Here is a 16,744-nt window from a genome sequence, read left to right on the forward strand (position 1 = left end):
TGCGCCCCGAAAGAGAGAGTTAAACAATCTGCAGCGAGCCCTGACGGAACTTACGCTGGTAAACCACGGTGGTGAGCGCCATTGGGACGATAATGGCGATGGCCATCGCCAGGGCAAACACCTGCCAGTAAGCGGGCTGGATGGAGAGGATGCCCGGCAGGCCGCCGACGCCAATCCCGTTTGCCATTACGCCGTTCAGTCCGCATACCAGGCCAGCCAGACCGGAACCGATCATCGCGCAGAGCATCGGGAAGCGGTATTTCAGGTTGATACCGTACATCGCCGGTTCGGTGACGCCGAGGTAGGCGGAGATGGCCGCCGGAACGGAGATCTCGCGTTCGTTGTGCTTGCGGCTGACGATAATGATGCCGGTCACCGCGGACGCCTGAGCAATGTTAGACAGGGCGATAATCGGCCAGACCGGCGTGCCGCCGAGGCTCTGGATCATCTGCATATCAATGGCCAGCGTGGTCTGGTGCACGCCGGTGATCACCAGCGGGGCGTACAGGAAGCCAAACAGCGCGGCGCCAATCGGGGCGAAGCTGCCGGTCATCAGGTGACGCACCGCGAAGGCCACGCCGTCGCCAATCATGCGGCCAAACGGACCGATAAAGGCATGCGCCAGGAACACCGCCAGAATCAGCGAGCACACCGGCACCACCACCAGATAAAGGTAATCCGGCACGATGCGCTTCAGTCGGGTTTCAATAAAGCCCAGCGCCAGCCCCGCCAGCAGGGCCGGAATGACCTGCGCCTGATAGCCCACTTTGGCGATGGTAAACAGGCCGAAGTTCCACACCTCAGGCACCTGCTGACCAAGTAAGTAAGCGTTCATTAACTGCGGAGAGACCAGCGTGACGCCGAGTACGATACCAAGGATCGGCGTGCCGCCCATTTTACGCACCGCGGACCAGCAAATCCCGACCGGCAGATAGAAGAAGATCGCCTCGCCAATCAGCCACAGGAAATCGTAAACGGTTTTCAGCGCCGGATACATCTGCGCCAGGGTTTTACCGTCGCTCATCGGCACATCGCCGATGACGTTACGGAAGCCTAAGATCAAGCCTCCGCTGATCAGCGCGGGCAGCAGCGGGAAGAAAATTTCCGCGAAGTGGGAAATCAGCTGCTCGTGCCACTTCATGTTCTGGCGCGCGGCCTTCTTCGCCTGCTCTTTATCGGCGGAGGAGTGCCCGGTTGTCGCCAGCAGAGCCTGATAGTAATCGCCCACTTCGGTACCAATCACGACCTGGAACTGACCGGCGTTGGTGAAGCAGCCTTTGACCATGGAAAGTTCTTCAATGGCCTTCGGGTTGGCTTTGGCCGGATCGTTCAGCACGAAGCGCAGGCGGGTAATGCAATGGCTGACGGTGGCGATGTTTTCGCGGCCGCCGACCAGGACGATCAGCCGATCGATATCTGCTTGTTTGACTTTACTCATCATGAAACCTCATGACAGATGGTGAGGGGGGGAATGACCTGAGCGCAAGCCTACTCCTTCAGCGTGACGGCGAAAATGGGAACGTTCCCGAAATCGGGCGAAGATCACAATAATCTGTTTTATGGCGATTACGAAAGGTGAGCGGGAATGACGATCTGACGCGGCTCAGCGCGCCCGTTTATCTGCTCGATCAGCTGCGCGGCGGCCTGTCTGCCGGATTCGGCGTAGCCCGGGTCGACGGTGATGATCTCCGGGTGCAGGAACTTCATCAGCGGCGTGCTGCCGACGCTCGCCACCTGCAGGTTATCGATACGCTGCTCCTGCAGATATTTGCTGGCACCCAGTGCAAGGGTATCCGTGGCGCACACCAGCGCGGTGGTCTGCGGCGTCAGTACGCTGGCGACCTGCTCGTAGCCCTGCTTCATGCCCAGACCAGGCAGGGAGGCCACGGCGGAAAGATTGTGCTTTTTGCAAAAGGCCAGGTAGGCCTCATGACGACGCTTGCCGGTGGTGACGTCCGCGTGCGGGACGCCGAGGAAGCTGATGTGGCGATGGCCTTCGTCAAACAGGCGCTGCATCAGGGTGATAATCGCGCCCTCGTCGTCATAGCAGACGGAGGCAAACCCGTGGGCATCGCGCGCCAGCAGCACCAGCGACGGCTGCCAGGGTTTTAGCATCTCGTCTTTGATGCCGGTAAAGCCGAACAGCACCACGCCGTCAATGTTGCGCCGCTGGAGCATGCCCAGATGCTCTTCCACCAGCTGTGGCGAGAACTGGCTCTCCATCATGATCGGATCATATCCCTGCTCGTAGAAGGCGGGCAGCATCGTCTGCACGGCGAGGTTTTCAGACAGAGAGTCCAGACGCGAGACAATGATGGCGACGACTTTGTCACTCTGCCCGCGCATGGCGCGCGCGGAGCGGGAAGGGGAAAAGCCGTGCTGATTCATAACCGCTTCGACGCGCTCGCGGGTGCGTTCGCTGACGCCGCTTTCGTTGTTCAGCACGCGTGAGACGGTCGATTTCCCCACGCCGCTTAAACGCGCGATGTCTTTAATCGTAAGACGGTTCTGCATGCTGTATTCCCTGTAACAACGACGATGTAGTGAATTGAGCCTAATGCTATAGCGCGATTTCGCTATGGGCAAAGTCTGGTTTACGTTCGGTTTATTTGCAGGGGGGTATAATACCGCCCGAATCGTCATAAAGGGTATGCCTAAATCCCTGGACTGCGCGGCGACACCCTGTTTTTTACTTACCGGAGGCTTCATGGATCCCGATCCCACACCTCTCCTGAACGGGAGAATGCGTTCTTTCCGGTAAGCCAGCTTTTGCTGTCTCACCGGCGTGAGGCAGCAACGTCTTAAACGTTCCTGCTTGAAAAATTAAGTGCCTCTCAGGTACGGCTTTGCCACGCCTGAAGGAATTGCTGCATCCGCCCTGGCGGATGCGGAGGAATGACTATGTTTAAAAATATCACCCGGCAGCTGCAGGCCCTGATGAGCCGCCACCTGCCACACCGTCTTGTTCAGCGCGACCCGCTTCCTAATGCCAAAAACATGGCGGGGGCGGCGATCCCCGCGTCCCTGACCGAACGCTGCCTGAACGTGGCGGCGATGGATGAAAACGAAGTCTGGCGGGCCTTTGGCGGACACCCGGAAGGGCTAAACGCGGCCGAAGTGGAAAAAATCCGCGCCGTGCACGGCGATAACCAGATCCCGGCGCAAAAGCCGTCTCCGTGGTGGGTGCACCTGTGGCTCTGCTACCGCAACCCGTTCAACCTGCTGCTGACCGTGCTCGGCCTCATCTCCTACGCGACGGAAGATCTGTTTGCCGCAGGCGTCATTGCCCTGATGGTCGGTATCTCCACGCTGCTGAACTTTATTCAGGAAGCCCGCTCCACCAAAGCGGCTGACGCCCTGAAGGCGATGGTCAGCAACACCGCGACCGTCTCGCGGGTGATTAACGATCTCGGCGAAAACGCCTGGGTGGAGCTGCCTATCGACCAGCTGGTGCCGGGGGATCTGGTGAAGCTGGCGGCGGGAGACATGATCCCGGCGGATTTACGCATCATCCAGGCGCGCGATCTTTTCGTCGCGCAGGCCTCCCTTACCGGGGAATCCCTGCCCGTTGAAAAGGTGGCGCGCAGCCGCGACCCGCAGCAGATGAATCCGCTCGAGTGCGACACCCTGTGCTTTATGGGGACCACGGTGGTCAGCGGCACCGCGCAGGCTATTGTCACCGCCACCGGGGGCAACACCTGGTTTGGTCAGCTTGCCGGGCGCGTCAGCGAGCAGGAGAGCGAGCCGAATGCCTTCCAGAAAGGGATTGGCCGCGTCAGCATGCTGCTGATCCGCTTTATGATGGTGATGACGCCAATCGTGCTGCTGATCAACGGCTACACCAAAGGCGACTGGTGGGAAGCGGCGCTGTTTGCGCTCTCCGTGGCCGTCGGCTTAACGCCGGAAATGCTGCCGATGATCGTCACCTCCACGCTGGCGCGCGGTGCGGTGAAGCTCTCTAAACAGAAGGTGATCGTTAAACACCTCGATGCCATTCAGAACTTTGGCGCGATGGACATCCTTTGTACCGATAAAACCGGCACCCTGACGCAGGACAAAATCGTGCTGGAGAACCACACCGATATCTCCGGCAAAACCAGCGAGCGCGTCCTGCACAGCGCGTGGCTGAACAGCCATTACCAGACCGGGCTGAAAAACCTGCTCGACGTCGCTGTGCTGGAAGGGGTGGATGAGGAATCCGCCCGCACGCTCTCCGGCCGCTGGCAGAAGGTGGATGAGATCCCGTTCGACTTCGAGCGCCGCCGCATGTCGGTGGTGGTGAGCGAGCAGCAGGACGTCCACCAGCTGATCTGCAAAGGGGCGCTGCAGGAGATCCTCAACGTATCGACGCAGGTTCGCTATAACGGCGACATCGTGCCGCTGGACGACACCATGCTGCGCCGCATCAAACGCGTCACCGATAACCTGAACCGTCAGGGGCTGCGCGTGGTGGCGGTCGCGAGCAAGTTCCTGCCCGCGCGCGAGGGTGATTACCAGCGTATTGACGAATCCGATCTGATCCTCGAGGGTTACATCGCCTTCCTCGACCCGCCGAAAGAGACCACCGCACCGGCGCTGAAGGCGCTGAAGGCGAGCGGTATTACCGTCAAAATTCTCACCGGCGACAGCGAGCTGGTGGCGGCTAAAGTGTGCCATGAAGTGGGGCTGGACGCGGGCGACGTGGTGGTGGGGAGCGATATTGAACATCTCTCTGATGACGAGCTGGCGAAGCTTGCCCAGCGTACCACGCTGTTTGCCCGACTGACGCCGATGCACAAAGAGCGCATCGTCACCCTGCTCAAGCGCGAAGGGCACGTGGTGGGCTTTATGGGCGATGGCATTAACGACGCGCCCGCGCTGCGTGCGGCGGATATCGGTATTTCCGTCGACGGGGCGGTGGACATCGCCCGCGAAGCGGCGGATATCATTCTGCTGGAAAAGAGCCTGATGGTGCTGGAGGAGGGCGTTATTGAAGGTCGCCGTACCTTTGCCAACATGCTCAAGTACATCAAAATGACCGCCAGCTCTAACTTCGGTAACGTCTTCAGCGTGCTGGTGGCGAGCGCGTTTCTGCCGTTCCTGCCGATGCTGCCGCTGCACCTGCTGATCCAGAACCTGATGTACGACGTGTCTCAGGTAGCGATCCCGTTTGATAACGTGGACGACGAGCAGATCCAGAAGCCGCAGCACTGGAACCCGGCAGATCTTGGGCGCTTCATGCTGTTCTTTGGCCCGATCAGCTCCATCTTCGACATCCTGACCTTCTGCCTGATGTGGTTTGTGTTCCATGCCAACACCCCGGAACATCAGACGCTGTTCCAGTCCGGCTGGTTCGTGGTAGGCCTGCTGTCGCAGACGCTAATTGTGCATATGATCCGCACCCGCCGCATTCCGTTCATCCAGAGCCGTGCCGCGTGGCCGCTGATTGTGATGACGGTCATTGTGATGGCGCTCGGCATCGCGCTGCCGTTCTCACCGCTGGCAAGCTACCTGCAGCTGCAGGCGCTGCCGCTGAGCTACTTCCCTTGGCTGGTGGCGATCCTCGCCGGTTATATGGTGCTGACGCAGATGGTGAAAGGGTTCTATGCGCGTCGGTATGGGTGGCAGTAAGTTATGTTTGCCGGGTGGCGGCTTCGCCTTACCCGGCCTACTCCCGAAACGTAGGCCCGGTAAGCGCAGCGCCACCGGGCAATAGCTTTCCTCCCAAATTCAATAACCTGTGATCTCCGTCGGCGCATTCGCTTGACGACAAATTGAGCGCATGTTAACAGAATGTTTTGCCTTTATTTGGCCCGTCAGATAAGGAACATTCATGTTACGGTACAGTCTCTTAACCGCCGGGCTGATGCTCGGCGCCTCTGCCTTTGCCGCCCCGGCAGGGGATCTCCCTTTAATGCCCTGGCCTGCCAAGGTCGAACGCCCGACGACTCAGGGCGCGCTGGTGCTCAGCAACAACGTATCCATTAGCGTCAGCGGGGACGATCTCGGTGACGCCGTCAACCGCCTGCGCCAGCGCATCGCCCTGCAAACCGGCTGGACGCTGCAGCCTCAGGCTGAAAAGCCAGACAAACCAACTATCCGCATCGCGATTGCCAAAAAGGTCAAGCCGCAGCCGCTGCCGGACAGCGATGAAACCTATAAGCTCACGGTGGACGCCAACGGGGTGAATATCTCCGCCAACACCCGCTTCGGCGCGCTGCGCGCCATGGAAACCCTGCTCCAGCTGATGCAGAACGGGGCGGAAAACACCTCGATCCCGTGGGTTACCATTGAAGATTCGCCGCGCTTCCCGTGGCGCGGGCTGCTGCTCGATTCGGCACGTCACTTTATCCCGCTGCCGGATATCAAACGCCAGATCGACGGCATGGCTGCGGCGAAGCTCAACGTGCTGCACTGGCACTTAACCGACGACCAGGGCTGGCGCTTCAGCTCGAAGCGCTACCCTAAGCTGACGCAGCTTGCCAGCGACGGGCTGTTCTACACGCCTGAGCTGATGCGTGAGGTGGTGCGTTACGCCGCCGAGCGCGGCATTCGCGTGGTGCCGGAGATCGATATGCCGGGCCACGCCTCGGCGATTGCCGTGGCCTACCCGGAGCTGATGAGCGCCCCGGGGCCGTACGCCATGGAGCGCCACTGGGGCGTGCTGAAGCCGGTGCTGGATCCCACAAAAGACGCAACTTACGCTTTTGCCGACGCGATGGTCAGCGAACTGGCGGCGATCTTCCCCGATCCGTATCTGCACATCGGCGGTGATGAGGTGGACGATAGCCAGTGGAAAGCGAACCCGGCCATCCAGCAGTTTATGCGCGACAACAGGCTGGCGGACAGCCACGCGCTGCAGGCTTACTTCAACCGCAGGCTGGAAACGATCCTCGAGAAGCATCGCCGCCAGATGGTCGGCTGGGATGAGATCTACCATCCCGATCTGCCGAAAAGCATTCTGATCCAGTCCTGGCAGGGTCAGGACGCGCTGGGGCAGGTGGCGCAGAACGGCTACAAGGGCATTCTCTCCACCGGTTTCTATCTCGACCAGCCCCAGTCCACCGCCTATCACTACCGCAACGAAATTGTCCCGCAGGGGCTGAACGGCGTGGATGTGATTGCCGACACCGACAGCGTCCAGAGCTGGGCCTTTTCCATGCCGCGCCTGAAGGGCAAGCCGGTGGAGGGGAGCTTCACGCTGGTGAAAGGGGATGCCGGCTGGCGCGGGTTTATTGATTTTGCCGGGAAATCCCGCCGCGCGGTGCAGAACATCGAATGGCGCGATGATAGCCAGGTCACATTTACCGTTGATACGTGGATGGGCGAAACGCGCCCTGTCGTCACCGTCGATAACGACAAACTCGCCGGTTATTTCCTTGTCGGGAATACGCGCTACCCAATCAGCGGCACGCGTCTGGACGAGGTGCCGAAAGGCATTCCGCCGGTCGTGCCGGACGCGGTGAACCAGGCCAACCTGCTCGGCGGTGAAGCCGCGCTGTGGGCGGAAAACGTGGTGGCGCCAGTGCTGGATATTCGCCTGTGGCCGCGCACCTTCGCGGTGGCAGAGCGGCTGTGGTCCGCGCAGGACGTCAACGACGTCGATAACATGTACACCCGCCTGCAGGCGATGGACAGCTGGTCGACGGTGTCGGTTGGGCTGCAGCAGCATACCCAGCAGCAGGTGCAGTTCACGCGCCTTGCCGGTAATGCCGACACGCTGCCGCTGCAGATCCTCGCTCAGGCGGTAGAGCCCGCGCAGTATTACACCCGCCAGCACCTGAAGTTCCAGGCGGGAAATTATCATCAGTTCGAGCCGCTCAACCGCTTCGCCGATGCGCTGAACGCCGAAAGCGCCACCGTGCGCCAGATGCACAAATGGGCGGACCGTCTGGTGAGCGATGCGGAAGATACGGAAAGCGCCGACGCCCTGCGCCACGTGTTTAACCGCTGGCAGAGCAACACCAGCGACGCGCTGGCGTTAAGCGAAAACAGCTATCAGCTCAAGGCGATGAAGCCGGTGATCCAGGAGGTGGATAAGCTGGCCACGATTGGCCTGAGGCTGACGGATCTGGTGGCGCGCCAGGGGACGCTGGATGATAAAGAGATCGCGTCGATTCAGAGCGAGCTGGATAACGCGGCGAAGGTTCAGGACGAGGTGGTGATTGCGGCGGTATATCCGCTGGAGACGCTGCTCAGGGCGACGCGGAATCAGTAGCAAGCAACAAAAAAGGCAGCCTCGGCTGCCTTTTTTATCGCCAAAGCGAATTAGCGACGTACGGCGATCGCTTCGATTTCAATTTTCACGTCTTTTGGCAGACGGGCCACTTCCACGCAGGAGCGCGCCGGGAAGGTGGCGTTGTGCTCGGTGAAGAACGCTTCGTAGGTGGCGTTAACGGTCGCGAAATCGTTCAGATCTTTCACGAAAACGGTAGTTTTCACGATATCACCTACTTTCAGACCGGCAGATTCAACGATAGCCTGCACGTTTTCCAGCGACTGACGCGCCTGTGCCGCGACATCTTCCGGCACCGCGCCGGTTTTTGGGTTCACCGGGATCTGCCCGGAAGTGATGATCATGTTACCCAGATCAACGCCCTGAACGTAAGGGCCGATAGCCGCTGGTGCATTTTCCGTCGCGAGTACTTTGCTCATGTTTTCTCCAGAATTACAGCGTTAAGAATGTTCCCGGCCATTATAACAGCCGGGATTTCATTACCAACCTCAATTAGTTGGCCAGCACCACATAATGAGAAAACTCTTTTTCGCAGTATTTGCATTTGAGTGCGATGTCATCGGCGCGTTTTTTTCACTGCAAAGCTGGAGGAAACCGGCTCAGCGTGACTGATGCAGTTGCTGTTCGGGCAGACCAGCACGCTTTCAATGCGATCCGGCAGGCTCGGGCGGGATTTACCGACCACTTCATACTCGTCGATGCGGTTGACGGTGGCGTCCGGTGCGTACAGCGACAGCTGGTTGACCTGCTCGTCGGTCAGGAAGGTATTCTCGATTTTAATCAGGTCTTTGCGGCCCATCTCGCCCGACGGTAGGTTCAGGCCGATGGTGATGCGCTGGTCGGTTTCCGTCAGTTTGAACAGCGTCAGCAGCTTAAAGCCCACCTGCGCAGGGATGTGGTCAATCACGGTGCCGCGCTTGATGGCTTCAACCTGGAGTTTGTTATCGTGTGTCATGGTCGTTTCCCCTTACAGTGCCAATTCGCGATTCAGAACCAGTGCCAGTAACGCCTGGCGGGCGAAGATGCCGTTCCCGGCCTGCTGGAAGTACCAGGCGTGCGGCGTTTTATCCACGTCTGTGGTGATCTCATCGATGCGCGGCAGCGGATGCAGGACCTTCATGTTGTCGCGCGCGCCCTCGAGGTCGCTGGCGCGCAGCACGAACTGCGCCTTCACGTTGGCGTATTCGGACGGGTCCAGACGCTCTTTCTGCACGCGGGTCATGTAGAGAATATCCACGTGGCTCATCACCTCTTCGATGCTGGCATGCTGGCTCCACTGAATGCCTTTCTCGTCCAGCATGTCGAGAATGTACTGCGGCATCGCCAGTGCGTCCGGGGCGATGAAGAAGAAGCGGTTGCCGTTAAATTTCGCCAGCGCCTGGGTCAGGGAGTGAACGGTGCGGCCGTATTTAAGGTCGCCAACCATGGCGATGTTCAGGTTCTCAAGTTTGCCCTGCGTCTCCTGAATGGTGAACAGGTCCAGCAGCGTCTGCGTTGGGTGCTGGTTGGCACCGTCACCGGCGTTCAGCACCGGAATGCCGCCGGAGAACTCGGTCGCGAGGCGCGCCGCGCCCTCCTGTGGATGACGCATCACAATTGCGTCGACGTAGGTGCTAATCACTGAAATGGTATCCGCCAGGGTCTCGCCTTTTTTACCCAGCGACGTGTTGCTGCTGTCCGAGAAGCCCACCACGCTCGCGCCCAGGCGGTGCATGGAGGTCTCAAAGGAGAGGCGGGTGCGGGTTGAGGCTTCAAAGAAGCAGCTCGCAATCACCTTGTGCTTCAGCAGCTCCGGTTGCGGATTGGCCTTCAGTTTTGCCGCGGTTTCCAGAACCAGTTCCAGCTCTTCACGGCTGAGGTCGTTTATGGAAATGATGTGTTTTTGATAAAGCGGATTCATGTTTATCTCCTGACGCCGGGCAAAAAAAAGCCCCTCAAATGAGGGGCTCTGGGAATAGGTTTAGCAACGGGAAGAAAAACGGCAGGCCAGCGTCTGATTTCAGACGCGGTAAGACGTTATGTCGTACACGCTTGACCATGCTTCCTCCCGGCAAATTGTCGGGCATTATACGCAGCTCGCTTTTCGGATCAAGCGATTTAATGCACGCTTTACTCAATGCAAACGGTTCTTTGTGAATATTAATGCGTTCTGAGTAAATAATTAATTTGCTTATGCACCAGTGCGGTGCGCTTCACGAGCCGGGGAGCGACCCAGACGATACTGCTGCCGGCCACCACGCCTAAAATTTCCGGAAGCTGGTGATAATCCAGAATACGCGCCACCGCGCGGCCATATCCGGCGACGGTATGAACAAGGATAAACTCGCTATTATGCTCGACGCTGACCACCATTTCGGACACGGTACGCGCGGCGTCGGGGGCAGGGCGCAGCTGGGGATTCAGCGAATAAATCTTTAGCCCTTTGGCATTTCGAATTTTTATGACACCGAGCAATTTAAGCAGACGTGAAACGGTGGACTGGCTGATGGTCTCAAAACCACGCTCCTGTAAATCCCGGCGGATCTCCTCCTGAGAGAGGTAACTCTTTTCTGCGATCAGGCGCTGGCAGACCGTCAGCTGTAGTTGCTCTTTGGGAGAGTACTCTTCGTAATCCATCATAGTTCCCATATCAGTTCCCGAAATAACCGGTGGCACCGCACCGATCCGTAGGCCGGATAAGCGCAGCGCCATCCGGCAAATTACAACAACGCCCCCAGACTTAACGCCACCATAATCACCACCGTCAGGATCGCCAGCAGCGGCGCCACCCATTTCAGATAGCGCACGTAGGGCACCCGGGCGATAGCCAGCCCGCCCATCACGACGGCAGAAGTGGGCGTGACGAGGTTAACGATACCGGAGGCCGACTGGTAAGCCGTCACCACCAGGTCGCGGTTGACGTTAGCGAAATCGGCAAGGGGCGCCATGATCGGCATCGTCAGAACGGCCAGGCCGGATGAAGAAGGCACAAGAAACGACAGCACGACCTCCAGCCAGTACATCACGTTGATGAACGCCACCGTGGACAACCCGCTGACCAGCCCTTCCGCGCTGTGCAAAATGGTGTGGGTAATCATGCCCTTATCCATGATGACTACGATACCGCGCGCGATGCCGATAATCAGCGCGACGCCCAGCAAATCTCGCGCGCCGTTGATAAACGTCGACGTCAGCTCCTCTTCGCTCATGCGGGCAATCAGGCCGACAATAATCGCGCTGGCGAGAAACACCGCGGAGATCTCCGCCATCCACCAGCCCAGTACCGCCACGCCGTAAATCATTACCGCGAAGGCGAGGGCAAAAATCACCAGGATGATTTTGCGCACCGGGGTGAATTCCAGCGACTGTTCGCCCTTGTTGCCAAGGAAATGGGCGCGGTTCTCTTCCTGTTTATCCGCGACGATCGACAGCGACGGATCCTGGCGGACTTTGCGGGCATAGCGCATCACCCACGCCACGCAAATGACCCAGCCGATGACCAGCAGCGCCACGCGCAGGGCAATACCGTTGGTAAAGGGGATCCCGGCGGCGTTGGCGGCGATCACCGTGGCAAACGGGTTGATGGTGGAACCCAGCGTGCCGATCCCCGCCCCGAGCAGCACGGTGGAGGCGGCGACAACCGGATCGAACCGGGCGGCCAGCATCACCGGCACCAGCAGGGTGTAGAAAGGCAGTGACTCTTCGGCCATGCCGTAAATCGTGCCGCCCGCGGCAAACAGCGCCATCAGGATCGGGATCATCCACTCCTCCCGCCCGCGTAACCGGGTGGTGACGCGCTCGATCCCGGCGTCGATCGCCCCGGTTTTGGTGACGATCCCGAGAAATCCCCCGATGATCAGAATAAACAGCGCCACGTCGATCGCCCCGGCCTGGCCGGAAACCGGATCGTACAGCCCGGCGATGGGCGCCATCAGGACGGAAACCAGCCCCTGCGGATGTGCCGCCACGTGCGCGTAGGTGCCGGCAATCGGGACTTCTTTACCGAGGGTTTCGTTCATCGCCATCTGGTACTGACCGGCGGGGACGACCCAGCTCAGCGCCGCCACAACGGCAATCAGGAAAAAGAGAATGGTGTAAGCGGAGGGAAACTTGAACTTGCCCATGATGTTCTCCTTAAACCCGGCGCACCCGCGGCGCGCCGGGCGGTGATTAGTCGCCGAGTGTCGCCACCATGACCGCTTTGATGGTGTGCATGCGGTTCTCTGCTTCGTCAAAGACGATGGAATTCGGCGATTCGAAGACCTCTTCCGTCACTTCCAGCCCCTTCAGGCCGTACGCCATCTCGATCTCGCGGCCCACTTTGGTGTGTTCGTTGTGGAACGACGGCAGGCAGTGCATGAATTTGACGTTCGGGTTGCCGGTGGCCTTCATCACCTGGGCGTTAATTTGATATGGCTTCATCAGGCTGACGCGCTCGGCCCAGGCTTCCTTCGGCTCGCCCATGGAGACCCACACGTCGGTGTAGAGGAAATCGGTCCCCTGCACGCCTTCTTCCACGTCGTCGGTGAGGGTGATGCGCGCGCCCGTCTCTTTCGCGATGGCGCGGCACTGTTCAACCAGCCCCGCTTCCGGCCAGAAGGATTTCGGCGCGACGAGGCGGATATCCATCCCCATCTTGGCCGCGCCTACCATCAGGGAATTGCCCATGTTGTTGCGCGCGTCGCCGAGATAGGCAAAGCTCAGCTCCGGCAGGGTTTTGCCCGGGGAGTGCTCCAGCATGGTCATCAGGTCGGCGAGAATTTGCGTTGGGTGGAACTCGTCGGTCAGGCCGTTCCACACCGGCACGCCCGCGTACTCGCCCAGCTCTTCGACGATGGCCTGACCATAGCCGCGGTATTCGATGCCGTCGTACATGCGGCCCAGCACGCGGGCGGTGTCTTTCATCGACTCTTTATGGCCAATCTGCGATCCGCTTGGGCCGAGATAGGTGACCTGCGCGCCCTGGTCGAACGCGCCCACTTCGAAGGCGCAGCGGGTGCGGGTGGAGGTTTTTTCAAAGATCAGGGCGATGTTTTTCCCGACAAGGGTTTGCTTCTCGCGCCCGGCTTTTTTGGCGGCCTTGAGCTCGATGGCGAGGTCGATCAGGTACTGGATCTCCGCAGGGGTGTAGTCCAGCAGTTTGAGGAAGTTACGGTTTTTCAGGTTGATGGTCATGGGTAAATCCTTTTTAAAATGAGTGTTCAGTTACGAATCAACGTGCCTTTCTCGCCCGCGAGGATCTCCGCGCCGTCGGCCAGCGCGCCGATCCCGGCTATCCCATTGCAGGCTTCAACGAACTCGCGGCAGGCGGCCACTTTTGGCCCCATCGATCCGGCGTCGAATTGCATGCCTCTGAGCAGCTCCGGCGTGACCTGCGCCAGCGGGCGCTGGGTCGGTTTGCCCCAGTCGAGGTACACCGCGTTGGCATCGGTCAGGATCAGCAGGGCGTCGGCCTCGATCTGGCGCGCCAGCAGGGCGGCGGAGAGGTCTTTGTCGATCACTGCCTCAATGCCGCGATAGCCGTTGGCGTTCTCCACCACCGGCACGCCGCCGCCGCCGTTGCAGATCACCAGGTGGTCACGCTGGATCAGCGCCGTGATGGCGTCGCTCTCGACGATCCGCTTCGGCTGCGGAGAGGGCACCACGCGGCGGACGTAGCTGCCGTCGGCCCTGAACACCCAGCCTTTTTCCGCGGCCAGCGCTTTTGCCTGGGCTTCGCTGTAGACCGGGCCGATGTATTTGGTCGGGTTGCTGAAGGCCGTGTCGGCGGCGTCCACTTCTACCTGGGTGAGCAGAACGCTCACCTCGCGCTGCGGCAGATTGTTTTTCAGCGCCTGCTGGAGCATGTAGCCGATCATTCCCTGGCTTTCGGCGCCGAGAACGTCCAGCGGGTAGGGCGTGACTTTGTCGTAGGCGCTGTTCTGCAGCGCCAGAAGCCCGACCTGCGGCCCGTTGCCGTGCACCAGCACCACGCGCCACTGCGCCGTCAGCCCGGCGATGGTGCGGGCGGCCTGCTCGATGTTCTGGCGCTGGATCTCCGCTTCCAGCGGCTCGCCGCGCTTGAGCAGCGCGTTGCCGCCCAGGGCCACAACCAGAGTGGGTTTTCGTTCCATGATGGCTCCTTTAAATTCCGTCGCGTTCCAGCGGGCAGCTCATGCAGCGCGCGCCGCCGCGGCCGCGTCCGAGTTCGTCGCCCGGAATGGGCAGCACGGTGATGCCCGCTTTGTCGTACTTCTCGTTGGTCCAGACGTTGCGCTCGTAGCCGATCACCACGCCGGGGCGGATGGTCAGGACGTTGTTGGCGTCGTTCCACTGCTCGCGTTCCGCTTCAAAAGCGTCGCCGCCGGTGGTGATCAGGCGCACCTGGCTAATGCCGAGCGCTTTCTCGATGGCGTGGAGCAGGTCGGTTTCCTGGGTGCGCAGCAGGCCGCCGCGTCCGTCCGGGGTGAGCGTCCAGCACTGGGCGTCCTTGCGCACCACTTCCGGGTAGACGGAGAAGGTGTCCACGTCGATGTGGGTCATGACGGTGTCGAGGTGCATGCAGGAGCGGTGTTTTGGCAGCTCAACGGCGATCACGCGCTCGGCCTGGCGGTGTTTGAACAGGCTGTTGGCGAGGAACTCCACGCCCTGCGGGGTGGTGCGTTCAGACATGCCGATCAGGACCGCGCCGCGGCCAATGACTAATACGTCGCCGCCTTCTAAAGTGGCGTGGTCGTAATTAATATTCTCGTCGCCGAAATACTTAATAAAATCGCCGTCGGCGAACGCCGGGTGCCAGCGATATATTGCCCGCAGGTTATTGGTTTCACGCTGACGGGCCGGTTTGGCCATTGGGTTAATAGAGACGCCGTTATAGATCCAGCAGGAGGTATCGCGGGTAAATAAATGGTTCGGCAGCGGCTTCATAATAAAATCATTCGCCGTGTGGGTATCCACCACCATATTTTTAATGGCTGCCGGAATTTCACCGTAGGTTAATCCGCCGCTCAGCCTGCGCGCCAGTTCGCGGTGCGGCATATCCGCCAGCCAGCCGCGGACATCGCCGGCAAAGGTGGGGCCGAGGCGGTAGTCGGAGATTTGCGTATCCAGCAGCCAAGCCTTCGCCTCTGCAATATCAAGGGTTTGTGTCAGAAGGTCGGTCAACAGCAGGACTTCCACACCCTGCTCGCGCAGCGTGTTTGCGAAAATGTCATGCTCTTCACCCGCACGCTCAACCGAGAGCACGTCATCGAAAAGCAGCTCCTGGCAATTCGATGGCGTTAAGCGTTTCAGACTTAAATTTGGGCGGTGCAGCATAACGCTACGCAATTGACCAATTTCAGAACCGACGTAATGCTTTTCCATAATTATTCCTTTAACTGTTTTTCAGAATAAAAAGGGCATGCGCCATGTGATGAATTTAATTTCATGGCGGCTAAGCTCAATTGATTTCGTGATTCATACTAGGCAGTTAAATAATCTGTATTGTGATATTGCTCACGTGAAAATGGATATTAAGGGGTTTGTTTTCATTTGCATGATTCGCATCAGATAATGATTAATTTCATATTATTGAAGGGTGAATAGCTAAGCATGATCCGGTGGCATTATTTGAGGTTGTTATTATTTTGTAGACTTTAATATTTTGACATGTATTGTTATGTGGCTGATTTTAAACAATAAGTTTCATAGGAAAGAATGGCTATGCAATTAACGTAATTAACTATTTTTGACTTAAGAAAAATCAATAAATAATTATGGTTTTTTAGAGCAAATTATCAAAACAGTAAAGTGTGAGGCGGCAACGGGTTTTGTTAATTAAAGAGCATGATCAAGAGGTTAGAACAGCCGCGCGATAAGCGCCGATCGAGGTTATGCATAACCCCTGCATAATTGCCTGGGCAGGATTAACAGCAAATTAACACCATTCCCGATAAACATGCGCTCGCGCAAACCTCGTCCAAAAAGGGCTGGTATGGCAGACGGGATTCTCGTATAAAAGGTAAAAATGAAACGTTGTTTTATATCGAGGGTTTTCTGATGATTATCGGCAACATCCACCATCTGCAGTCCTGGCTACCTGACGAACTGCGACAGGCCATCGAGCATATTAAAGTCCACGTCACCGACGCGACGCCGCTCGGCAAGCACGACGTCAACGGCAACAGCCTGTTTTATCTTGTGTCAGAAGACATGACCCAGCCGTTCGCCGAGCGCCGCGCCGAGTACCACGCGCGCTATCTGGATATTCAGATCGTGATGAAGGGTCAGGAGGGGATGACCTTCAGCACCCTGCCGCCCGGCGCGCCTGATACCGACTGGCTGGCGGACAAAGACATCGCGTTCCTGCCGGAAGGCGAGCAGGAGAAAACCGTGGTGCTGAGCGAAGGGGATTTTGTGGTGTTCTGGCCGGGTGAGGTGCACAAGCCGCTGTGCGCGGTGGGCGCGCCGGCGAAGGTGCGAAAAGTTGTGGTGAAGATGCGAGTTGAGTAGTTTCCCCTCACCCCAGCCCTCTCCCAAGGGGAGAGGGTGTAAAAGTTCCCTCTCCATGTGGCAGAGGGTTAGGGTGAG

Annotated in this window: 13 protein-coding genes and 2 pseudogenes; 4 read left to right on the top strand and 11 right to left on the bottom strand. The window is 58.8% G+C overall.

Translation table 11 applies throughout. From position 1 onward, the window contains the following. Nucleotides 1-19 precede the first annotated feature (19 nt). A complete protein-coding gene (gene treB / locus KGP22_RS02260; protein WP_029739268.1) occupies nucleotides 20-1,438 on the bottom strand; it encodes a PTS trehalose transporter subunit IIBC in 1,419 nt (472 codons plus the stop codon). Nucleotides 1,439-1,566: 128 nt separating this feature from the next. Next, nucleotides 1,567-2,514 carry a trehalose operon repressor TreR gene (gene treR, locus KGP22_RS02265; RefSeq protein ID WP_032651468.1) on the bottom strand — a complete coding sequence of 316 codons (948 nt, stop codon included), beginning with the start codon at nucleotides 2,512-2,514 and terminating at the stop codon, nucleotides 1,567-1,569. A 387-nt stretch (nucleotides 2,515-2,901) separates the two neighbouring features. Between treR and mgtA the strand changes: the two genes are divergently transcribed. Both mgtA and KGP22_RS02275 read left to right on the top strand, forming a co-directional pair. Then, nucleotides 2,902-5,610: a magnesium-translocating P-type ATPase gene (gene mgtA, locus KGP22_RS02270; RefSeq protein WP_223581077.1), complete on the top strand. Its 2,709-nt coding sequence runs from the start codon at nucleotides 2,902-2,904 to the stop codon at nucleotides 5,608-5,610. 202 nt (nucleotides 5,611-5,812) lie between these two features. Then, nucleotides 5,813-8,197, top strand: a complete 2,385-nt coding sequence (locus tag KGP22_RS02275; protein WP_223581079.1) for a family 20 glycosylhydrolase — start codon at nucleotides 5,813-5,815, stop codon at nucleotides 8,195-8,197. A gap of 50 nt (nucleotides 8,198-8,247) precedes the next feature. On the opposite strand, the gene ridA is transcribed toward KGP22_RS02275, so the two are convergent. From ridA to KGP22_RS02295, 4 genes and pseudogenes are all read right to left on the bottom strand, one after another. Further along, nucleotides 8,248-8,634 (bottom strand): 2-iminobutanoate/2-iminopropanoate deaminase, encoded by a 387-nt coding sequence (ridA, locus tag KGP22_RS02280; RefSeq protein WP_111965351.1) that lies wholly within the window; start codon nucleotides 8,632-8,634, stop codon nucleotides 8,248-8,250. Between the two features lie 73 nt (nucleotides 8,635-8,707). Continuing rightward, a pseudogene (pyrI, locus tag KGP22_RS02285) lies at nucleotides 8,708-9,170 on the bottom strand (aspartate carbamoyltransferase regulatory subunit). Between the two features lie 12 nt (nucleotides 9,171-9,182). Beyond that, a complete protein-coding gene (gene pyrB / locus KGP22_RS02290; protein WP_223581081.1) occupies nucleotides 9,183-10,115 on the bottom strand; it encodes an aspartate carbamoyltransferase in 933 nt (310 codons plus the stop codon). Between the two features lie 34 nt (nucleotides 10,116-10,149). Then, nucleotides 10,150-10,254, bottom strand: coding sequence for a pyrBI operon leader peptide (locus KGP22_RS02295; protein WP_022646880.1), 105 nt, complete (start codon nucleotides 10,252-10,254; stop codon nucleotides 10,150-10,152). Between KGP22_RS02295 and KGP22_RS02300 the strand changes: the two are divergent. After that, nucleotides 10,234-10,351: pseudogene (locus KGP22_RS02300) on the top strand (hypothetical protein). The gene KGP22_RS02295 and the pseudogene KGP22_RS02300 overlap by 21 nt on opposite strands. A gap of 3 nt (nucleotides 10,352-10,354) precedes the next feature. Here the strand turns inward: KGP22_RS02300 and KGP22_RS02305 are convergent. The 5 genes from KGP22_RS02305 to arcA all read right to left on the bottom strand — a co-directional run bounded on the left by KGP22_RS02305 (nucleotide 10,355) and on the right by arcA (nucleotide 15,538). Then, on the bottom strand, nucleotides 10,355-10,834 hold the full coding sequence (locus KGP22_RS02305) for an ArgR family transcriptional regulator (RefSeq protein ID WP_111965418.1): 480 nt from the start codon (nucleotides 10,832-10,834) through the stop codon (nucleotides 10,355-10,357). An 80-nt stretch (nucleotides 10,835-10,914) separates the two neighbouring features. Next, complete coding sequence (locus tag KGP22_RS02310) at nucleotides 10,915-12,318, bottom strand: YfcC family protein (protein ID WP_149367330.1); 1,404 nt, start codon at nucleotides 12,316-12,318, stop codon at nucleotides 10,915-10,917. Between the two features lie 46 nt (nucleotides 12,319-12,364). After that, the gene (gene argF / locus KGP22_RS02315) at nucleotides 12,365-13,369 is read right to left on the bottom strand and encodes an ornithine carbamoyltransferase (RefSeq protein ID WP_223581083.1); all 1,005 of its coding nucleotides are present in this window, start codon (nucleotides 13,367-13,369) and stop codon (nucleotides 12,365-12,367) included. A gap of 26 nt (nucleotides 13,370-13,395) precedes the next feature. After that, on the bottom strand, nucleotides 13,396-14,307 hold the full coding sequence (gene arcC / locus KGP22_RS02320) for a carbamate kinase (RefSeq protein ID WP_223581085.1): 912 nt from the start codon (nucleotides 14,305-14,307) through the stop codon (nucleotides 13,396-13,398). 10 nt (nucleotides 14,308-14,317) lie between these two features. Next, nucleotides 14,318-15,538 carry an arginine deiminase gene (gene arcA / locus KGP22_RS02325; RefSeq protein ID WP_042717403.1) on the bottom strand — a complete coding sequence of 407 codons (1,221 nt, stop codon included), beginning with the start codon at nucleotides 15,536-15,538 and terminating at the stop codon, nucleotides 14,318-14,320. 675 nt (nucleotides 15,539-16,213) lie between these two features. Here arcA and KGP22_RS02330 point away from each other — a divergent pair. Then, nucleotides 16,214-16,666, top strand: a complete 453-nt coding sequence (locus tag KGP22_RS02330; protein WP_149367332.1) for a YhcH/YjgK/YiaL family protein — start codon at nucleotides 16,214-16,216, stop codon at nucleotides 16,664-16,666. Nucleotides 16,667-16,744 lie beyond the last annotated feature (78 nt).

Origin of the sequence: Enterobacter sp. JBIWA005 (assembly GCF_019968805.1) — a bacterium.
GTDB lineage: Bacteria > Pseudomonadota > Gammaproteobacteria > Enterobacterales > Enterobacteriaceae > Enterobacter > Enterobacter vonholyi.

Excerpts from the sequence above, each read along its gene's own strand:
- treB (WP_029739268.1), bottom strand. The coding sequence starts at position 1,438 with ATGAGTAAAGTCAAACAAGCAGATATCGATCGGCTGATCGTCCTGGTC.
- treR (WP_032651468.1), bottom strand. The coding sequence starts at position 2,514 with ATGCAGAACCGTCTTACGATTAAAGACATCGCGCGTTTAAGCGGCGTG.
- mgtA (WP_223581077.1), top strand. The coding sequence starts at position 2,902 with ATGTTTAAAAATATCACCCGGCAGCTGCAGGCCCTGATGAGCCGCCAC.
- KGP22_RS02275 (WP_223581079.1), top strand. The coding sequence starts at position 5,813 with ATGTTACGGTACAGTCTCTTAACCGCCGGGCTGATGCTCGGCGCCTCT.
- ridA (WP_111965351.1), bottom strand. The coding sequence starts at position 8,634 with ATGAGCAAAGTACTCGCGACGGAAAATGCACCAGCGGCTATCGGCCCT.
- pyrB (WP_223581081.1), bottom strand. The coding sequence starts at position 10,115 with ATGAATCCGCTTTATCAAAAACACATCATTTCCATAAACGACCTCAGC.
- KGP22_RS02295 (WP_022646880.1), bottom strand. The coding sequence starts at position 10,254 with ATGGTCAAGCGTGTACGACATAACGTCTTACCGCGTCTGAAATCAGAC.
- KGP22_RS02305 (WP_111965418.1), bottom strand. The coding sequence starts at position 10,834 with ATGATGGATTACGAAGAGTACTCTCCCAAAGAGCAACTACAGCTGACG.
- KGP22_RS02310 (WP_149367330.1), bottom strand. The coding sequence starts at position 12,318 with ATGGGCAAGTTCAAGTTTCCCTCCGCTTACACCATTCTCTTTTTCCTG.
- argF (WP_223581083.1), bottom strand. The coding sequence starts at position 13,369 with ATGACCATCAACCTGAAAAACCGTAACTTCCTCAAACTGCTGGACTAC.
- arcC (WP_223581085.1), bottom strand. The coding sequence starts at position 14,307 with ATGGAACGAAAACCCACTCTGGTTGTGGCCCTGGGCGGCAACGCGCTG.
- arcA (WP_042717403.1), bottom strand. The coding sequence starts at position 15,538 with ATGGAAAAGCATTACGTCGGTTCTGAAATTGGTCAATTGCGTAGCGTT.
- KGP22_RS02330 (WP_149367332.1), top strand. The coding sequence starts at position 16,214 with ATGATTATCGGCAACATCCACCATCTGCAGTCCTGGCTACCTGACGAA.